At 62.3% G+C, this 17,654-nt stretch carries 12 protein-coding genes and 1 pseudogene; 2 read left to right on the top strand and 11 right to left on the bottom strand.

Translation table 11 applies throughout. From position 1 onward, the window contains the following. Positions 1–19: 19 nt before the first annotated feature. The 8 genes from mraY to coq7 all read right to left on the bottom strand — a co-directional run bounded on the left by mraY (position 20) and on the right by coq7 (position 8,812). On the bottom strand, positions 20–1,189 hold the full coding sequence (gene mraY, locus HV744_RS07925) for a phospho-N-acetylmuramoyl-pentapeptide-transferase (RefSeq protein WP_149673456.1): 1,170 nt from the start codon (positions 1,187–1,189) through the stop codon (positions 20–22). Between the two features lie 12 nt (positions 1,190–1,201). Further along, positions 1,202–2,620, bottom strand: coding sequence for a UDP-N-acetylmuramoyl-tripeptide--D-alanyl-D-alanine ligase (locus tag HV744_RS07920; RefSeq protein ID WP_175148982.1), 1,419 nt, complete (start codon positions 2,618–2,620; stop codon positions 1,202–1,204). Next, positions 2,617–4,164: a UDP-N-acetylmuramoyl-L-alanyl-D-glutamate--2,6-diaminopimelate ligase gene (locus HV744_RS07915; protein WP_175148981.1), complete on the bottom strand. Its 1,548-nt coding sequence runs from the start codon at positions 4,162–4,164 to the stop codon at positions 2,617–2,619. Before HV744_RS07915 ends, HV744_RS07920 begins: the two co-directional genes overlap by 4 nt. Continuing rightward, complete coding sequence (locus tag HV744_RS07910) at positions 4,161–6,017, bottom strand: peptidoglycan D,D-transpeptidase FtsI family protein (protein WP_175148980.1); 1,857 nt, start codon at positions 6,015–6,017, stop codon at positions 4,161–4,163. Before HV744_RS07910 ends, HV744_RS07915 begins: the two co-directional genes overlap by 4 nt. Further along, on the bottom strand, positions 6,014–6,370 hold the full coding sequence (gene ftsL / locus HV744_RS07905; RefSeq protein WP_175148979.1) for a cell division protein FtsL: 357 nt from the start codon (positions 6,368–6,370) through the stop codon (positions 6,014–6,016). Before ftsL ends, HV744_RS07910 begins: the two co-directional genes overlap by 4 nt. Continuing rightward, a complete protein-coding gene (gene rsmH / locus HV744_RS07900) occupies positions 6,367–7,320 on the bottom strand; it encodes a 16S rRNA (cytosine(1402)-N(4))-methyltransferase RsmH (RefSeq protein WP_175148978.1) in 954 nt (317 codons plus the stop codon). The genes ftsL and rsmH overlap by 4 nt, the downstream gene beginning before the upstream one ends. 15 nt (positions 7,321–7,335) lie before the next feature. Further along, positions 7,336–7,764 carry a division/cell wall cluster transcriptional repressor MraZ gene (gene mraZ / locus HV744_RS07895; protein WP_149673462.1) on the bottom strand — a complete coding sequence of 143 codons (429 nt, stop codon included), beginning with the start codon at positions 7,762–7,764 and terminating at the stop codon, positions 7,336–7,338. Between the two features lie 409 nt (positions 7,765–8,173). Next, positions 8,174–8,812: a 2-polyprenyl-3-methyl-6-methoxy-1,4-benzoquinone monooxygenase gene (gene coq7 / locus HV744_RS07890; RefSeq protein WP_175148977.1), complete on the bottom strand. Its 639-nt coding sequence runs from the start codon at positions 8,810–8,812 to the stop codon at positions 8,174–8,176. A 303-nt stretch (positions 8,813–9,115) separates the two neighbouring features. Between coq7 and HV744_RS07885 the strand changes: the two genes are divergently transcribed. Beyond that, the gene (locus tag HV744_RS07885) at positions 9,116–10,306 is read left to right on the top strand and encodes a porin (RefSeq protein WP_175148976.1); all 1,191 of its coding nucleotides are present in this window, start codon (positions 9,116–9,118) and stop codon (positions 10,304–10,306) included. Positions 10,307–10,520: 214 nt separating this feature from the next. Here the strand turns inward: HV744_RS07885 and HV744_RS07880 are convergent, their stop codons facing one another. Next, the gene (locus HV744_RS07880) at positions 10,521–12,194 is read right to left on the bottom strand and encodes a long-chain fatty acid--CoA ligase (RefSeq protein WP_175148975.1); all 1,674 of its coding nucleotides are present in this window, start codon (positions 12,192–12,194) and stop codon (positions 10,521–10,523) included. Positions 12,195–12,340: 146 nt separating this feature from the next. Further along, positions 12,341–14,419 (bottom strand): molybdopterin-containing oxidoreductase family protein, encoded by a 2,079-nt coding sequence (locus tag HV744_RS07875; RefSeq protein ID WP_175148974.1) that lies wholly within the window; start codon positions 14,417–14,419, stop codon positions 12,341–12,343. Between the two features lie 185 nt (positions 14,420–14,604). On the opposite strand from HV744_RS07875, the gene HV744_RS07870 reads away from it, so the two are divergent. Continuing rightward, entirely contained in the window at positions 14,605–15,801 is a 1,197-nt protein-coding gene (locus HV744_RS07870; protein ID WP_175148973.1) for a M20 aminoacylase family protein, read from the top strand. 127 nt (positions 15,802–15,928) lie between these two features. On the opposite strand, the pseudogene HV744_RS07865 reads toward HV744_RS07870, so the two are convergent. Next, positions 15,929–17,255: pseudogene (locus HV744_RS07865) on the bottom strand (IS5 family transposase). Positions 17,256–17,654: the final 399 nt, after the last annotated feature.

Genomic DNA, 17,654 nt, shown 5'->3' with positions numbered 1-17,654 from the left:
TGCTTCCTCTAATACCTGCTTAACGCAATTTGAGCGTGGACAAACCGAACAGACACAACATCAACGTGATGATCCAGAAGCGCACGACCACCTGCGTTTCCTTCCAACCCGACAATTCGAAATGGTGATGCAGCGGCGCCATCTTGAAGAGACGCCGCCCTTCGCCGAAACGGCGCTTGGTGAATTTGAACCACGTGACCTGCAACATCACGGAGAGGGTCTCCGCGACGAAAATGCCGCCCATGATGAAGAGCACGATTTCCTGACGCACGATCACCGCGACCGTGCCGAGCGCGCCGCCGAGCGCGAGCGCGCCGACGTCGCCCATGAACATCTGCGCCGGGTGCGTGTTGAACCAGAGGAACGCGAGCCCCGCGCCGCCCATCGCCGAACAGAAGATCAGCAATTCGCCCGCGCCGGCGATATGCGGAAACAGCAGGTACTTCGAGTAGACCGAGCTGCCCATCACGTATGCGAACACGCCGAGCGACCCGCCGACCAGCACGACCGGCATGATCACGAGACCGTCGAGGCCGTCGGTGAGATTGACCGCGTTGCTCGCGCCGACGATCACCAGATACGTCAGCACGATGAAGCCCCACACGCCGAGCGGATAGCTGATCGACTTGACGAACGGCAGCATCAGGTCGGCGCGCGCCGGCAAGCCCATCGACAAGCCGCTGCGCACCCACGCCATGAACAGGTCGAACACGCGCACGTTGCTCGCTTCCGACACGCTGAACGCCAGATACACCGCTGCGAACAGGCCGATCACCGATTGCCAGAAATACTTTTCGCGTGACGACATGCCGCGCGGATCCTTGTAGACCACCTTGCGGTAATCGTCGACCCAGCCGATCACGCCGAAACCGAACGTGACGAGCATCACGATCCAGATGAAGCGGTTGGTGAGGTCGGCCCACAATAGCGTCGCCACGGCGATGCCGAGCAGAATCAGCACACCGCCCATGGTCGGCGTGCCGGATTTGACGAGGTGAGTTTGCGGACCGTCTTTGCGGACGGCCTGGCCGACCTTCATCGCGGTCAGCTTGCGAATCACCGCCGGGCCGCAGACGAGCCCGATCAGCAGCGCGGTGATGGTCGCCATCACCGCACGGAAAGTCAGATAACTGAACACGCGCAAGAAGCTTGCGTCATTCTGCAGCCATTGCGCCAGCGCCAGTAGCATGCTTCGGTCCTTCTATTTCAAATGTGCGGCGGGCGTCGTGCCCGCTGCGTTGGGTTGTGGACTCGTTAAGGCGTCCACCACGCGCTCCATTTGCATGAAGCGTGAGCCTTTCACGAGAAGCGTTGCGGCAGCGCCGAAACCGGCCTGCTGCAATTGCGCGATCAACGTGCCGAGATCGGCCACGTGATGCGCGCCGGCCCCGTACGCGGTGCAGGCGTCGCGGGATGCGTCGCCCATCGCGTACAGCGCGTCGATGCCGCGCTCTTTCGCGTACGCACCGATTTCGCGGTGAAACGCCGGACCGTTGTCGCCGACTTCGCCCATGTCGCCCATCACCAGCACGCGCAGCGATGCGCACGATGCGAGCACGTCGATCGCGGCGCGCATCGAGTCGGGATTGGCGTTGTAGGTGTCGTCGATCACGGTGGCACCGGCGAGCGTGCCGCGTACGGCATGCTTTACCTGCAAGCGGCCTTTCACCGCACCGAACGATTCGAGGCCGCGCTTGATCGCGTCGAGCGAAACGCCGGCTGCCAAAGCGGCCGACGTCGCGGCCAGCGCGTTGTGCGCGTTGTGATTGCCGAGCACTTGCAGCGTGACGTCGAGATGGCCTTCAGGCGTGTCGATGCCGAGCTGATTGCCGATGAACGTGCCGGTTACCGCGGCTTCCTTGGTGCGGCCATCGTTGTTCAGGGCGAAATCGACGATGCGGTTGCCCGTTGCCGCCACGCGCCAGATGCTCGCGTACGCGTCGTCGGCGGGGAACACGGCGACGCCTTCGGGAGACAGCGCATGAATCACGCTCGCGTGTTCGAGCGCGACCGCTTCGACAGTCGCCATGAATTCCTGATGCTCACGCTGCGCGTTGTTCACCACGGCCACCGTCGGCTCGGCGATTTTCGCCAGCAACGAGGTTTCGCCCGGATGGTTCATGCCGAGCTCGACCACCGCCAGTTGATGCGCGGCGTGCAGACGGAACAGCGTGAGCGGCAAGCCGATGTCGTTGTTGAAGTTGCCCGCGGTCGCGAGACGCGCGTGCGCACCGACTGCGGCGGCGAAGATTGACGCGATCATTTCCTTGACCGTGGTCTTGCCGTTGCTGCCCGTCACCGCGACGAGCGGCATGCTGAACCGGCGGCGCCAGCCGCGTGCGAGCGCGCCCAGCGCAATTCGCGTATCGGCCACGCGGATCGCGGGCACGTTCCAGCGATCCGGCGTGCGCGTGACGAGCGCGGCCGTGACATTGCGCGCGGCGACTTCCGGCAGGAAGTCGTGCGCGTCGAAACGCTCGCCCTTGATCGCGACGAACAGATCGCCGGGCCCGGCGCTGCGGCTATCGGTCGACACGCGTTCGAACGCGACGCTGTCGTCGCCGAGCACGGTCGCGCCGGGGATCAGCGCGGCGGCGTCACGCAGCGTGAACATGCTCATTCGCCACCTCCGCGTGCGTGCGTCGCCCGGGCGGCGAGCGCGAGACGGGCGTGGTCCTGGTCGGAGAAAGCGCGTTTCTTGCCCATGATTTCTTGGGTTGCTTCGTGCCCCTTACCGGCCAGCACGATGACGTCTTCGCGCGCGGCGCTGCGAATCGCTTGCAGGATCGCGCTCGCGCGGTCCTCGATGCGGCGCGCCTTCGCCGCGTCCTGCATGCCCGCGGCGATCTGCTCGATGATCGATTGCGGGTCTTCGCTGCGCGGGTTGTCGCTGGTCACGACGACGCCGTCGGCGAGCTTCTCGGCGATCGCGCCCATCAGCGGACGCTTGGTGGCGTCGCGGTCGCCGCCGCAGCCGAACATGCAGATCAGTTCGCCGCCGCGCGCAGCCGCCATCGGGCGCAGCGCTTCGAGCGTCTTTTCGAGCGCATCCGGCGTGTGCGCGTAATCGATTACAACGAGCGGCTCGTCGTTTTGCAGGCGGCCGCCCAGGCGCTGCATGCGGCCGTTCACCGGCTCGAGCTTCGCGAGTTCGGCGAGCGCGGCGTCGAACGGCACGTTGGCTGCGAGCAATGCGCCGAGCACGCCGAGCAGATTGCTGACGTTGAACGCGCCGAGCGTTTGCACTTCGACTTCGGCATCGCCCCAATCCGAGGTGCTCAGATGGAACGCGGTGCCGGTGGCCGTCGCGCGCACGTTCGACGCGAGCAGCCAGGCGTCCGCTTGCGGCGCGTCCAGCAACGTTGCGTCGAGACCGTATGCGATAGTGCGCGCATGGCCGCGCGTGCTGGCGAGGATGCGCCGGCCGACGGCATCGTCGCGATTGATCACGGCCGCGCGCAGGTCCGGCCACTCGAACAGACGCGCCTTGGCCACCTCATAGGCTTCGAACGTGCCGTGATAGTCGAGGTGGTCTTGCGTGAGGTTCGTGAACACGGCGATGTCGAACGCAGTGCCGTTCACGCGCCCCTGATGCAGCGCATGCGACGACACTTCCATCGCCACCGCCTGCGCACCCGTGTCGTGCAACTGCGCGAGGCTGCGTTGCAGTTGCGGAGCGTCGGGCGTCGTGAAGCCGGTATGCACGAGTTGACCCGGCAGACCGGTGCCGAGCGTGCCGACGATCGCGCAACGCGTGCCGAGCGAGGTCAGCGCCACAGCGATCCACTGGCTGCACGAGGTCTTGCCGTTCGTGCCGGTGATGCCGACTGTCAGCATCGCGTCGCTCGGATCGCGATACCAGCCGCTCGCGATCGAACCGGCGAGTTCGTTCAACGCCGGTACGGCGAGCGTGATGGACGGATCGAGCGCGCCGCTGAAACCTTCGGGCTGAACCAGCACCGCGGCCGCGCCACGTTCGATCGCGCCGTCGATGAACGGGCGGTTGTCCGCGCCGTCCACCGCGTACGCGAAGAACGCGTCGCCGGCCGCGAGCGAGCGCGTGTCGGCGTGCAGATGCGCGCCTGGCTGCACGCGGGCGTGCAGCCAGCTGAGGGCGTCGGCGATCTGCCGGTGCGCTGGATGCCTGTTACGCAGCGCGCTCATCGCACAACTCCGGGGTGGCTTTTCGCGCTGGCGGAAATCGTCATCTTCTTCGCGCCGGCGCTGGTGGAAAGTTTCCTGGCCGCCGCCGGCGTGCTGGGCGCGGGCGGCGCCGAGTCGTCCGACACGACCATCTGCTTGACCGGCATATCCGGCGGCACATTCAGCGAGCGCAGCGTATCGCCGACGATGCCCGAAAACACCGGGCCCGACACCTGGCCGCCGAAGTGGCTGCCCGCGGTCGGTTCGTCGACCGACACGGCCACGACGATGCGCGGATTCGGCATCGGCGCCATGCCGACGAACGACGCGCGATATTTGGAATGGTCGTAACCGTGCGGGCCGTGCTTGTACGCAGTGCCGCTCTTGCCGCCGACGCGATAGCCCGGCACGGCCGCATCCGGCGACGTGCCGCCCGGCGCCGTGACGGTTTCGAGCATCGTGCGCACTTCGCGCGCGGTGGTCGGCGAGAAAATCTGCGGGCCGGTAGCCGGCTGATCGCCAGGCGAGCGGAAAATCGACACCGGCATGATCTCGCCGTCATGCGCGATCGCGGTGTACGCGCGGCCCAACTGGAACAGCGACACCGACAGGCCGTAACCGTATGACATGGTCGCCTGCTCGATGCGGCGCCAGCTCTTCCACGGACGCAGACGGCCCGCCGCCGCGCCGGGGAAACCGACCTTCGGCGCCTGGCCGAGACCGATGCTGGTGTACATGTTCCACATCTCTTCGGGCCTGAGCTGCATCGCGATCTTCGTCGCGCCGATGTTGCTCGACTTCTGGATCACGCCGCCCACCGTCAGCACGCCGAAGCCGCTGTCGTCGGTAATCGGCGCGCCGTCGAGCACAAAGCGACCCCCTCCCGTATCTACCAGTGTAGTCGGCGTGACGCGGTGCAGATCGAGCGCGAGCGACACCGTGAACGGCTTCATGATCGAGCCCGGCTCGAAGGTGTCGGTCAGGATGCGATTGCGCAACTGGTCGCCGGTCAGGTGCGAGCGGTCGTTCGGGTTGTACGTCGGGTAATTGACGAGCGCCAGCACTTCGCCGGTCCGCACGTCGATCACCATTGCCGCGCCGGCCTTCGCCCTGAATTTTTCGACGGCCGCTTTCAGGTTCGTGTACGCGATGTACTGGATCTTGCTGTCGATCGACAGATCGACGTCCTGGCCGTTGTGCGGCACGACCTGCTCGTCCACGTCCTCGATGATGTGGCCCAGCCGGTCCTTGATCACGCGGCGGCTGCCCGACATGCCGGCCAGCAGCTTCTGGTCGCCGAGTTCGACGCCTTCCTGGCCTTCGTCCTCCACGTTCGTGAAGCCGATCAGGTGAGCCGTGATCTCGCCTTCCGGATAGAAACGCTTGTACTCGTCGCGCGCATAAATGCCGGGGATGTCCAGCGCGGTGACTTTTGCGGCGACGTCGACCGGCACCTGGCGCTTCACATAGACGAAGGTCTTGTCTTCCGACAGCTTGGCGCGCAGTTCCTTGCTGGTCATGCCGAGCAATTGCCCAAGCGAATTCAGCTTGTCCGCGCCCAGGTCGTCCGGCACCGATTCGGGAATCGCCCAGATCGCGCGCACCGGCAGGCTCGTGGCGAGCACGAGACCGTTGCGGTCGAGAATCTTGCCGCGCGTGGCCGGCAACTCGAGCCGGCGCTGATAGCGGATTTCACCCTGCTTCAGATAGAACGCGTTGCCCGGACCCTGAATCCAGAACGCGCGCGCAGCCAGCGCGACGAACGCCATGAACAGCAGGAACACGACGAGTTTCGAGCGCCACATCGGCAAGCGTACCGACAGGATCGGATTGGCCGAAAAAGCGACGCTCTTGCGAGCCGACGATTTTTTCATCGCACGCCTCCACGACGGGTCGCCGCCGGTGCCGACGCCAGCGCCGGACCGGACGTCGGAATCGGCGCGTCCTCAGCCTTCGCCGCGCCCGGATCGAGCGTCAGGTATTGCGTGCGGCCGGTCGTGACCGACTGCATCTTCAGCGAGGCGGTGGCGAGCTGCTCGATGCGCGACGTTTTCGACAGCGCGCTCTGCTGATATTGAAGCTGCGAATAGTCCTGCTGCAGCTGGCGCTCCTGCGATTGGGCGCGCTGCAACTGGATGAAGATCTGACGCTGCTGATTGGTCGCGTTGACCACCGACAAGGCGCAACCCATCACGATAATCAGCAGGAAGATGTTGAGGCGATTCATGGTGCGATCCGCTCCGCCACACGCATCACGGCAGAACGGGCGCGCGGGTTCGCGGCGACTTCAGCGTCGCTTGCGAACACGCGGCCGATGATTTTGAGCGGAGGGCTCGGCAGATCGACTGCGCGAATCGGCAGGCGGCGATCGACCGCAGGCGTACTGGCGTGCGCCTGCATGAATCGCTTGACGATCCGGTCCTCGAGCGAATGAAAGCTGATGACCACCAGCCGCCCCCCTTGCTCCAGCAGCGACAACGCTGCTTCTAAAACGACTTGCAGCTCCGCAAGCTCTTGATTGATGTGAATCCGTATAGCTTGAAAGGTGCGGGTTGCCGGATCCTTGCCCTTCTCACGGGTTTTGACGACGTTAGCCACGATTTGGGCAAGCTCGCCCGTGCTGACGAGAGGCCCAAGACGGTCGGACTCTGCCCGGCGAGCAACAAGCGCCTTTGCAATCTGAAAAGCAAACCGTTCTTCCCCATAATCTCGTATCACCTCCGTCAGTTCCTGCACCGTGGCCCGAGCCAGCCAGTCAGCAGCGGACTCGCCGCGCGTCGGGTCCATCCGCATGTCGAGCGGGCCGTCGGCGCGGAAGCTGAAGCCCCGTTCCGGATCGTCGACTTGCGGCGACGACACGCCCAGATCCAGTAAAACGCCCGACACCCGCCCTACCCCGCGCTCCGCAATCGCGGTGCGCAGTGAAGCAAAACTCTCGTGCACGATGCCAAAGCGCGGATCCGTGATCTGCTGCGCCGTGGCAATGGCCAGCGGGTCCTTGTCGAACGCGATCAGACGCCCCGACTCGCCGAGCCTCTCCAGCACCAGACGGCTATGACCACCGCGGCCAAAGGTGCCGTCCACATACACGCCGTCCGCGCGGGTGACCAGCGCGTCGACCGCTTCTTCCAGCAGCACCGTGCGATGCTGCAATTCGTTTCCCATCGCAGGTGCCATATATGTAAGCCGCGATCAGAACGTGAAATTCTTCAACGCTTCGGGCATGCCCTCGGCGATCGCCGCCTGTTCCTTCGCGGCGTAGGTTTGTGCATCCCATAACTCGAAGTGACGGCCCATGCCGAGCAAGGTCACTTCTTTTTCCAGCGCGCCAGCCATGCGCAGTTCCGGCGACACAAGCACGCGGCCCGCGCCGTCCATATCGACATCCATTGCATTACCGAGAAAAATGCGGCGCCACCACGTGGCGTTCATCGGCAGATTGCCGACCTTCTCGCGGAAGACTTCCCACTCCGGGCGCGGAAACAGCAACAGGCAGCCGTCCGGGTGCTTGGTGATCGTCACCCGGCCCTCTGCCTGTGTTTGCAGCGCATCCCGATAACGAGAGGGAATCGACATCCGCCCTTTCGCATCGAGCGTCAGCGCCGACGCCCCTTGGAACACTTCGCTCTCCCTCATGCGGCGCTTTTTGCGCCGGCTGCCCGAGTCGTGAAAATCTACCCCAAACTGCTCGTGAGATCACACAAAAATACACTTCCTCACACTGTCTCCCACTTTAGAGGAACGATAAACAGGGGTCAAGGGAGATGGCCGCTTTTCGGGCGAATTTTGTTTGTTAGAACAAGGACTTAGCGCGACTACTTCACGTCAGACATAAAACGGAAAACCGTTATAAATGAATGAGCTAGTGCAACTTGTGAAGGTGATACGTGAAAAGTCCGAGGGAACAGCGCGGAATGAAAGAGATCGCAGCGGAGAATTAAGAGATGTTGGCGAGCGATTCGGGGACTTCCGGCAGACGGCGCGCGAGGCGCCGTCCCACTTCAGAAACGTGTCGGCGGCGGTCTCGACTTTATATGTAATAGGCGGTCCGGGTCATGACTTTCGACACCGCGCGCATCAGCGCACGCGCGGGGAACGGCAACTCGATGCCGCCAGCGTCCGTGGCGGCTTTGCCGTGCTCCACTTCATCCACGCGCATCTGCTCGACGATCGCGCGCGACTCGTGATCGGCGGCCGGCAACTGGTCCAGGTGGCTGTCGAGATGCTGCTCCACCTGGCGCTCGGTTTCGGCCATGAAGCCGAGGCTGACGCGGTCGCCCATGCGCCCCGCCGCGAGGCCGATCGCCAGCGCGCCGGTGTACCAAAGCGGGTTCAACAGACTGGGACGCGAGTCGAGTGCTGCGAGCCGTTTGGCGGTCCACGCGAGGTGATCTTCTTCCTCGACGGCGGCGTGATTGAACAGCGCGCGTAACGTTGGCGATCGGGTCGAGAGTTTCTGAGCCTGGTAAAGCGCCTGCGCGCATACCTCGCCGACGTGGTTTACGCGCATCAAGCCGGCCGCGTGCGCACGCTCCGCCGGTGAGAGTTCGGGCGCCTGCGCCATGACCGCCGATTCTTGCGGCACGGGCAGCGGACGACTCATCCGCGACACCCCGGTCATTGAGCGTAAACCCCTATCAAACTCGCTAATCAACTCGTCCAGAAACATTAAGTACTCCCTGATTCGGTAACCGCTTCATCGATCCGGCAGGTACGCCCGACAAGGTTTTGCGGGGAAAAACCAGCTGTACCGCGACCTTTAATCCGCATGAATTGGGCGGCCAATTTTTGATTCTAGACCATGTTGCGTAAACGAAACAGGAGCCTTCCTGGCCACCTCCTTTTTCTTTGTGCCATGTATGCCTTTTGTTACATTACGTGGCAACTTCTCGCGAAGTTGGACAAGCAAGGCCTCAACGCTAGATAAATATTCGCCTTGTACAAAAGATTCGTAATCCTTGGAGATCATTCGATGAAAAAGTCGCTTCTCGCTCTCGCAGCATTGGGCGCGTTCGCAGGCGTCGCACATGCTCAGAGCAGCGTGACCCTGTACGGCATCATTGACGTAGGTATCACCTTTAACAACAACGCCGGCGCCGGCAGCAAAACCCCCGGCGGCTACCAGCAGTACGCCATGAGCAGTGGCGTCATGCAAGGCTCGCGTTTCGGCCTGCGCGGCACGGAAGATCTGGGTGGCGGTCTGAAGGCCCTGTTCGTGTTGGAAAACGGCTTTGACGTGACGAACGGCAAGCTGGGTCAAGGCGGCCTGATGTTCGGCCGTCAAGCTTACGTCGGCCTGTCGAGCCAGTTCGGCACGGTCACGCTGGGTCGTCAGTACGATTCCGTGGTCGACTACGTCGGTCCGTTTGAAGCCGGCGACCAGTGGGGCGGCTACATCGCTGCTCACCCGGGCGACATCGACAACTTCAACAACGCGTACCGCACCAACAACACGGTCAAGTTCACGAGCGCGAACTACAGCGGCCTCACGTTCGGCGGCACGTACAGCCTCGGCGGCCAGGCAGGCAACTTCACGGGCAACCAGATCTGGTCGTTGGGCGCTGGCTACAACAACGGTCCTCTGGCGTTGGGCGTTGGCTACCTGAACGCACGTACGCCGGCAGCTTCGGGCGGCCTGTTCAACAACGGCGGTACGATTGCAGCGCCTGCTGCTGCTGTGACGAACCCGATCTACGGTGGCTTCACGTCGGCTAACACGTACCAGGTGGTCGGTGCGGGCGGTTCGTACACGTTCGGCGCGGCAACGGTCGGCTTGACGTACTCGAACATCCGCTTCGCCAACCTGGGCAAAACGTTCGCGTCGCCGTTCACCGGGCAATCGGCTACGTTCAACAACGGCGAAATCAACTTCAAGTACCAGTTGACCCCGGCATTGCTGGTCGGCGCAGCGTATGACTACACGCGCGGCGCGGAAATCAACGGCGCATCGCGCGCTCAGTACCACCAGGGCTCGCTCGGTGTGGACTACTTCCTGTCCAAGCGTACCGACGTCTACGTGATCGGCGTGTACCAGCACGCTCTGGGCCAAACGCTCAACCAGGCGGGCGCTACGGTCAACGCAACGGCAGGCATCAACGGCCTGACGGGTTCGACGACCAGCAACCAGGTCGCGGCTCGCGTCGGCATCCGCCACAAGTTCTAATAAGTCGTAAAAACGCAGTTTGCCTCAAAGGCGCCTTCGGGCGCCTTTTTTTATGGCGGGCTGCGCGGTTCGTCTGGCTGGTTGTGATTTATTGCATAGCCCTGGCGATCAGCGTAAAGAGAAAAGCCCGGCAGACTTTCGTCTGCCGGGCTTTTCTCTTTTTTCTATGCGTTACTTCGTACCGACTTCGTGCGGCATCAGGAGCTTAATGCGCTCAAACCCGCCCATCGCGCAGCTCGCGGCGCAGGATCTTGCCGACGTTGCTCTTCGGCAGCTCCGTGCGAAATTCGACGATCTTGGGCCGCTTATAGCCGGTCAATTGCGTTTTGCAGTACGCGAAGATGTCGGCGTCGGTTAGCGCCTGGTCCTTCTTCACGACGAACAGCTTCACCGCCTCGCCCGAATGCTGGTCCGGCACGCCGACCGCGGCGACTTCGAACACGCCCGGCAACCTGGCGACCACGTCTTCGATTTCGTTCGGATAGACGTTGAAGCCGGACACCAGAATCATGTCCTTCTTGCGGTCGACAATCTTGACGAAGCCGCCTTCGTTCATCAAGCCGACGTCGCCCGATTTGAAGTAGCCGTCAGGCGTCATCACCTTGGCGGTTTCGTCCGGCCGGTTCCAGTAGCCCGCCATCACCTGCGGACCACGAATGCAGATTTCTCCCGGCTGACCGAGCGGCACTTCGTTGCCATCGTCGTCCCGAATCGACACTTCCGTGGACGGCAGCGGCAGACCGATCGTCCCACTGTATTCGGTGACAGTGACCGGATTGCAGGTCACGCACGGCGACGTCTCCGACAGCCCGTAGCCTTCGACGATCGGCGTGTGCGTCAGCTCGTACCAGCGTTTTGCAACGGCCTCCTGCACCGCCATCCCGCCGCCGTTCGCGGTAAGCAGCTTCGAGAAGTTGAGTTTGTGGAAGTCCGGGCTGTTCAACATCGCGTTATACAGCGTGTTGACTGCGGGGATCGTCGTGATCGCATAACCTTCCAGCGACTTGATCATGCCGGGAATGTCGCGCGGATTCGGAATCAGCACGCCGAGGCCGCCGGTGCGGATCGTCAGCAGCCCGCACACGGTCAGCGCAAACACGTGATAAAGCGGCAGCGCAACGACCGTGATGAACTGATCGATGTCCGCGCGGTTCGCGCGAACCGGATTGAGCCAGACTTCCGACTGCAAGACGTTGGCGATCAGGTTCCGATGCAGCAGCGTCGCGCCCTTGGCCACGCCGGTCGTTCCGCCCGTGTACTGGAGAAAAGCGACGTCGTCCGGACTTTGCTGAACCGGCTTGAAACTCTGGCGGCCGCCTTCCGAGATCGCGGCGTTGAATTTGACGTGACCCGGCAGATCCCACGCCGGCACCATCTTCTTCATCTTGCGCACGACGAAGTTGACCAGCGGGCCCTTGATTCCCATCAGATCACCCATCGCCGCAACGACGACATGCTCGATCGCGGTGTTGCGCACGATGGCCTGCAGCGTCACCGCGAAGTTTTCCAGCAGGATGATCGCTTCCGCGCCGCTGTCCTTCAGTTGATGTTCGAGTTCGCGCGGCGTGTAAAGCGGATTCACGTTCACGACCACGTAGCCCGCGCGCAGGATCGCGGCGATCGCCACCGGATATTGCAGCACGTTCGGCATCATGATCGCGATGCGCGCGCCGCGGACAAGGCCCTTCGACTGAAACCACGCAGCCAGCTTGCGCGAAAGCGCGTCGAGCTCGTCGTAGCTGATCTCCTTGCCCATGCAGACAAACGCCGGCTTGGCGCGATGTTCGCGAAAGGCTTCTTCGAGCAGGTCGGCAATCGACGAATAACGGGTCGCGTCTATCTCTGCGGGAACGCCGGGCGGATAAGATTTCAGCCAGATTTTGTCCATGCAGCGTCTCCTGATTTATTTTCGAATGGTCGTGCTAAACGCGCATCGTAGCATGGGCGCATCGTTGCTATTTGCGAAAAGCGGCTGGGTTAGACTGCAGCCTCGAACCTGCGAGGAGCGAGCGCTGCGGGGGTTTTTAGCGTGTTTCAGGCGCGCTCGACTTCGACGAGGCAGTCGTAGAAAGTGGCCGATCCGCCCAGATCGGTGAGCGCCTGGCTAGTCACCTGGTTCGCATTGCGACCGTCCGGCGCGAGCTTCTTCCACCAGATCGACAGACCGACGACGAGCCCTGCGCGTGCTTTGTCGGTGACGCGGGCGCGCGCCTGCATCGAGCCCCGATCGTTGAAGATGCGCACCTGAGCGCCGTCGATGATGTCTCGTGCGTGAGCGTCCGCAGGGTGTATGTCCAGGTGCGGCTCACCTTCCGTCGCGCGCAAACTTTCGATGTTCACGAAGGTGCTGTTCAGGAAGTTGCGGGCGGGCGGCGAAATCATCGCGAGCGGGTAGCGGGCGGCGAGTTCGGGCGCGCCATCAGCCGATTCGTGGGGCGGCAGATAGTCCGGCAACGGATCGCGGCCTTGTTGCGCGAGGCGCTCGCTGTAGAACTCGCATTTGCCAGACGGTGTCCGGAAGCCGCCGTCGGCGAAAGGCGCGTCGGGCAGATTCAGTTTCGCCCAGCCGGTTTTCTTCAGTGTCTCCCAGTCCACACCTTCGAGCGTCGTGTCTTGCCAGTGGAACGCGGCTTGAGCGACGGTTTCGTCGCTTTCGAACAGCGCCGGCTCGTCGAATCCCATCTGGCGTGCGAGCCCGCGGAATATCTCCGTGTTCGGACGTGCGTCGCCGACCGGGTCGATTGCCGGCAAGTTGAGCATCACGTGCGTGTGCCCGTACGACTTGTGCACGTCGAGATGTTCGAGCTGCGTCGTAGCGGGCAAAAGCAGATCGGCGTAGTCCGCTGTGTCGGTTTGAAAATGCTCGAGGACGATGGTGAACAGGTCTTCACGCGCAAACCCCGCCGCGACTCGCTCGGAGTCCGGCGCGACGGCAACGGGATTCGAGTTGTAGACGACGATTGCTTCGATCTTGGGGCCGAACGCGGCGTCGCCCGGATGCAGAAGTGCATCGCCGATCGCGTTCATATTGATGACGCGGCTTGCCTTGGCCGGCCAACCCGGCATCAGGTCGGGACGCTGCAGCGCATGCGAGTCGACCGGAGCCCATCCACCCGATGACAGCAGCGCACCGCCCGCTCTCTCGCGCCATGCGCCTGTCAGCGACGGCAGGCAAGCGATCGCGCGCACGGCATTACCGCCGCCGCGCACCCGTTGCAAACCATAGTTCATGCGAATCGCGGCCTTCTTCGTGCTGCCGTAAAGTCGCGCAAGATCGACGATCACCTGCTCTTCAATACCGCAAATCTCGCTGACCCGCGACGGCGGATAGCTGAGCGCACGCGCCTTCAGCTCAGCGAAACCCAACGTATGAGCCGCAATGTAGGCGTGATCGAGCAGATTTTCCGTGACCAGCACATTCATCATGCCGAGCGCTAAAGCGCCATCGGTGCCGGGCTTCAGTGCAATGTGCTGGTGGCATTTTTCGGCCGTCAGCGAGCGGTACGGATCGATTGCGATCAGACGCGCGCCGCGACGCTTGGCTTCCTGGGCGCGCGTCCAGAAATGCAAACTCGACGCGATGGGATTCGCCCCCCAGATCAGGATCACCTCGCTCTCGGCGAAAAACCCGGTGTGCATGCCGATGCCCGCGCCATACGTGTATTTCAAGCCTGCCGCGCCGGCCGCCGCGCAGATCGTGCGGTCCAGTTGCGATGCGCCGAGCTTGTGAAAGAAGCGTTGCGCGATGCTGTCGCCTTGAACCAGGCCCATTGTGCCGGCGTAGCTGTATGGCAGGGTCGCCTCAGGCGCGCGGCGTGCAATCTCCGACAGGTGGGTGGCAGCGAGTTCGAACGCTTCGTCCCAGGTAATCGGTTCGAAGCGGCCCTCGCCTTTGCGGCCGACGCGCTTCATCGGCGTAGTCAACCGCCGCGGATGGTACACACGCTCCGCATAGCGGCTGACCTTTGTACACAGCGCACCTTGTGTTGGCGGATGCTCGGGGTCGCCGACAACCTTGATCGCGCGGCCATTCTCGACGGTCACACGCATCGCGCAGGTATCAGGGCAATCGTGCGGGCACACGGCGCGGGCGAATTCAGTCGGGGCGTTCATCGGCAGTCCGTCGGGGGAGCAGTAAGCAGTGGGTAGTGCGGGATTTTATTACGTCCATTGGCGGTTAGCCTGGATGGTGCCGCCAAAATTGCCTTCGGCGTAGAATCGATTATCACCGTGCCCGGGCCGATTTGGCCCCGAGCAATCCCACGCCAGTCAAAGCACAAGCGCAACATCACTCCATCATGAAACTGATCCCCGAAATCCAGGCCGCTCACGGCGAAATTCAGACTCTTCGACGAACGATCCACGCCAATCCGGAACTGCGTTATGAAGAGACGGCGACGGCAGATCTCGTTGCCAGGACCCTGGAGTCCTGGGGTATTGAAACTCATCGTGGTTTAGGCAAAACCGGCGTAGTCGGCATACTGAAGCGCGGCAATAGCTTGCGTTCCATTGGCCTGCGGGCCGACATGGACGCGTTGCCGATTCAGGAGCTGAACAGCTTCGACCACCGGTCGAAAAACGACGGAAAAATGCACGCATGCGGCCATGATGGACATACCGCGATGCTTCTCGGCGCGGCGCGGCATCTGGTTAAGCACGGTGAGTTCGACGGCACGATCGTGTTCATTTTCCAGCCGGCCGAAGAAGGCGGCGCCGGTGCGCAGGCGATGATCGACGACGGCCTGTTCGTGAAGTTTCCAGTAGATGCGGTGTTCGGCATTCATAACTGGCCGGGCATGCCGGCAGGCCACTTCGGCGTGACCGAAGGTCCGATCATGGCCTCGAGCAACGAATTTCGCATTGAAATCAAAGGTGTGGGCTCGCACGCGGCCCTACCGCACAATGGCCGCGATCCCGTCTTCACGGCGGTGCAGATTGCGAACGGACTGCAGAGCATCATCACGCGGAACAAGAAACCGCTTGATACCGCGGTGCTGTCGATCACCCAGATTCACACGGGCGACGCGGTCAATGTCGTCCCGAACGATGCCTGGATTGCAGGGACGGTGCGAACATTTACCACCGAAACGCTCGATCTGATCGAAGCACGCATGCGCAAAATCGCGGAGAGTACCGCCGAAGCCTACGATTGCTCTGTCACGATCCACTTTCACCGAAACTATCCCCCGACTGTCAACAGTGGCGAGGAGGCCCGTTTTGCTGCGATGGTCATGAAGGAGATTGTCGGAGCGGAAAATGTCGACGACGCAGTTGAACCGACAATGGGCGCCGAGGACTTTTCTTTCATGCTGCTGGCAAAGCCGGGGTGTTACGCATTTCTGGGTAACGGCGATGGCGGCCACCGGGACTCGGGACATGGCGCGGGCCCCTGTATGCTGCATAACGCGAGCTATGACTTTAACGACGAGTTATTGCCGATCGGCTCGACGTATTGGGTCCGTCTGGCGCAACGGTTCCTCGGAGAGGAAAAGTAGTGGTAGTCAGTGTGACCTAAGGCAGAGTGCGATGCGTCGCCGCTTGAGTTGTGTACTCATACGGCGCCAGAGCTTGGCATTAGCTGATTAGTCGGCCCTGAACAATTCGTTTGTCGCTCCGCCGGCGTCACACGATCACGTCGACGGCAATCCGGCGGTTGATCACAGCGGCGAGAACGAAGACGCAAAGAAGCCGCAGCTTCCTCAGGATCATCCGCAGGTTGTGACCTGCGCCGCACAGCACCGCGTGCATCGCATCGCCGAGCGCGCCTTTGAGCCAGTTCCGATCGAGTTTTCCGTCTGTTTTCATGTGGCCGATGGCTGGTTCGATTGCGCTGCGCCGCCTGATCATCGCGCGCGTAGTGTGCGTGTGATGCCACGCCGCAAACCCGGGTGGTAGATCTTCACGCCGTCGACGGCGACACCCTTGTAACCACGATCCACGATTACCACCTCGGGCTTCGTGTCACTCAGGATCGCTGCCTGTTCCAGCGCTTCAGCCAGTGTATGCCCGTCGTACGGATTGCCCGGCATCGAGCGCATGCCGACCACCAGCCCTTCCTTGTGTGTCGTCGTGATCGACACTTTCACACCGAACTCGTAAGGAATGCGTGCCTGTCCCTTGGCCAGACACTCAACTTCCGGCGCGTGGAGAGCATAGAGCTTGTTCTTGTCCTTCGGCTTTTGCGACAGGATGCGCTTCGTGCGGGCAACCAGCTCCAGCAGTGCCGCATGACCGCTGTCGCCCACCTGGCCGGCCTGTCGCTCCACGTCACGCATGACGCGACCAACCCGGGAGCGCAGCGTGCGCAGTGCCTTTCTCATTCGTTTGAACTGCTTCGCGTGCGCGTAGCGGCCAATCTGCAATGCAAGCGGTGGTGCTTCGCGGTTGTAGTTCTGCCTGAGCTTCAGTCCGTGCCGCGCCGCGGCCTTCACGAGGTGTTCGCGACACCCTTCAAGCAATCGTGAGTCGGTCGGATGGGCAATCGCTTTCTCCATGACCGTGGTGTCAACGATCACGCGCTTCACGCTCGACGCCTTGATCACGCCGGCACGTTTGGCGGCCTCAATCGTTTCCGCCAGCAGTTCCTCAATGCCTGCCTCGCCCAGTTGCTTGCGCCAACGCGTCAGGCTCGACGGGTCGATCGGCGGTTCGGTTTGCAAATAGGTTTCGCCGGTGAACACCTGCCAATACGGGTTCTCCACCCATTGCCAGACCACCTCTTCGTCGGACAGGTCGAACGCGTGCTGCAGATACAACACAGCCCGGCAATCAGGCGCGGTGACGTTGCCGGCCGCCCCTTGTGCGACACGAAGCTCTCGCTCATCGATGCGTCCAGCCGCTCCCAGTCGATCAGATCAGTCAGACGCACCAGCGGATGCTTCAGGTTGATCTGTTCTCGCAGCGGTTGCCGGAAGAAATCTTGTTCCGTCACAGGCGTCTTCGGACCCATCTGCACCTCGTCAGGATTTGCAGGATTCACGCATCAATATGCCAGGTCTCTGCAATTCCCACAACACCATTTCGGCCTCAAAGCCTTGCCATATAAGGCTCACCGGGTTGTTCAGGCTCGACTGATTAGGGCGACGCGTTTAGCGAGGGCTGACGTGTCGGCAGATGGAAATGGTGCGCTGGCTATACGTTGCGAGGCAGTGGAGAATATGGCGGTGCTTTTTTGCGGCCTCGTTTTCGACCTTTGACACACAAAACTGAAGATCGCAGTTGAAGCGCGTAAACGCAAAAACCCCACCGGGTCAGGTGGGGTTTGTGCTTGCTGCTGGGGAGCCTGACGATTACCTACTTTCACACGGGCAATCCGCACTATCATCGGCGTGGAGTCGTTTCACGGTCC

It is taken from the genome of Paraburkholderia ultramafica (assembly GCF_902859915.1).
Classification (GTDB): Bacteria; Pseudomonadota; Gammaproteobacteria; order Burkholderiales; family Burkholderiaceae; genus Paraburkholderia; species Paraburkholderia ultramafica.
The sequence above is the reverse complement of the archived record's forward strand: the minus strand, read 5'-3'. Positions and strand labels throughout refer to the sequence as shown.

Excerpts from the sequence above, each read along its gene's own strand:
- mraY (WP_149673456.1), bottom strand. The coding sequence starts at position 1,189 with ATGCTACTGGCGCTGGCGCAATGGCTGCAGAATGACGCAAGCTTCTTG.
- HV744_RS07870 (WP_175148973.1), top strand. The coding sequence starts at position 14,605 with ATGAAACTGATCCCCGAAATCCAGGCCGCTCACGGCGAAATTCAGACT.
- rsmH (WP_175148978.1), bottom strand. The coding sequence starts at position 7,320 with ATGGCACCTGCGATGGGAAACGAATTGCAGCATCGCACGGTGCTGCTG.
- HV744_RS07920 (WP_175148982.1), bottom strand. The coding sequence starts at position 2,620 with ATGAGCATGTTCACGCTGCGTGACGCCGCCGCGCTGATCCCCGGCGCG.
- coq7 (WP_175148977.1), bottom strand. The coding sequence starts at position 8,812 with ATGTTTCTGGACGAGTTGATTAGCGAGTTTGATAGGGGTTTACGCTCA.
- HV744_RS07915 (WP_175148981.1), bottom strand. The coding sequence starts at position 4,164 with ATGAGCGCGCTGCGTAACAGGCATCCAGCGCACCGGCAGATCGCCGAC.
- HV744_RS07880 (WP_175148975.1), bottom strand. The coding sequence starts at position 12,194 with ATGGACAAAATCTGGCTGAAATCTTATCCGCCCGGCGTTCCCGCAGAG.
- ftsL (WP_175148979.1), bottom strand. The coding sequence starts at position 6,370 with ATGAATCGCCTCAACATCTTCCTGCTGATTATCGTGATGGGTTGCGCC.
- HV744_RS07875 (WP_175148974.1), bottom strand. The coding sequence starts at position 14,419 with ATGAACGCCCCGACTGAATTCGCCCGCGCCGTGTGCCCGCACGATTGC.
- HV744_RS07885 (WP_175148976.1), top strand. The coding sequence starts at position 9,116 with ATGAAAAAGTCGCTTCTCGCTCTCGCAGCATTGGGCGCGTTCGCAGGC.
- HV744_RS07910 (WP_175148980.1), bottom strand. The coding sequence starts at position 6,017 with ATGAAAAAATCGTCGGCTCGCAAGAGCGTCGCTTTTTCGGCCAATCCG.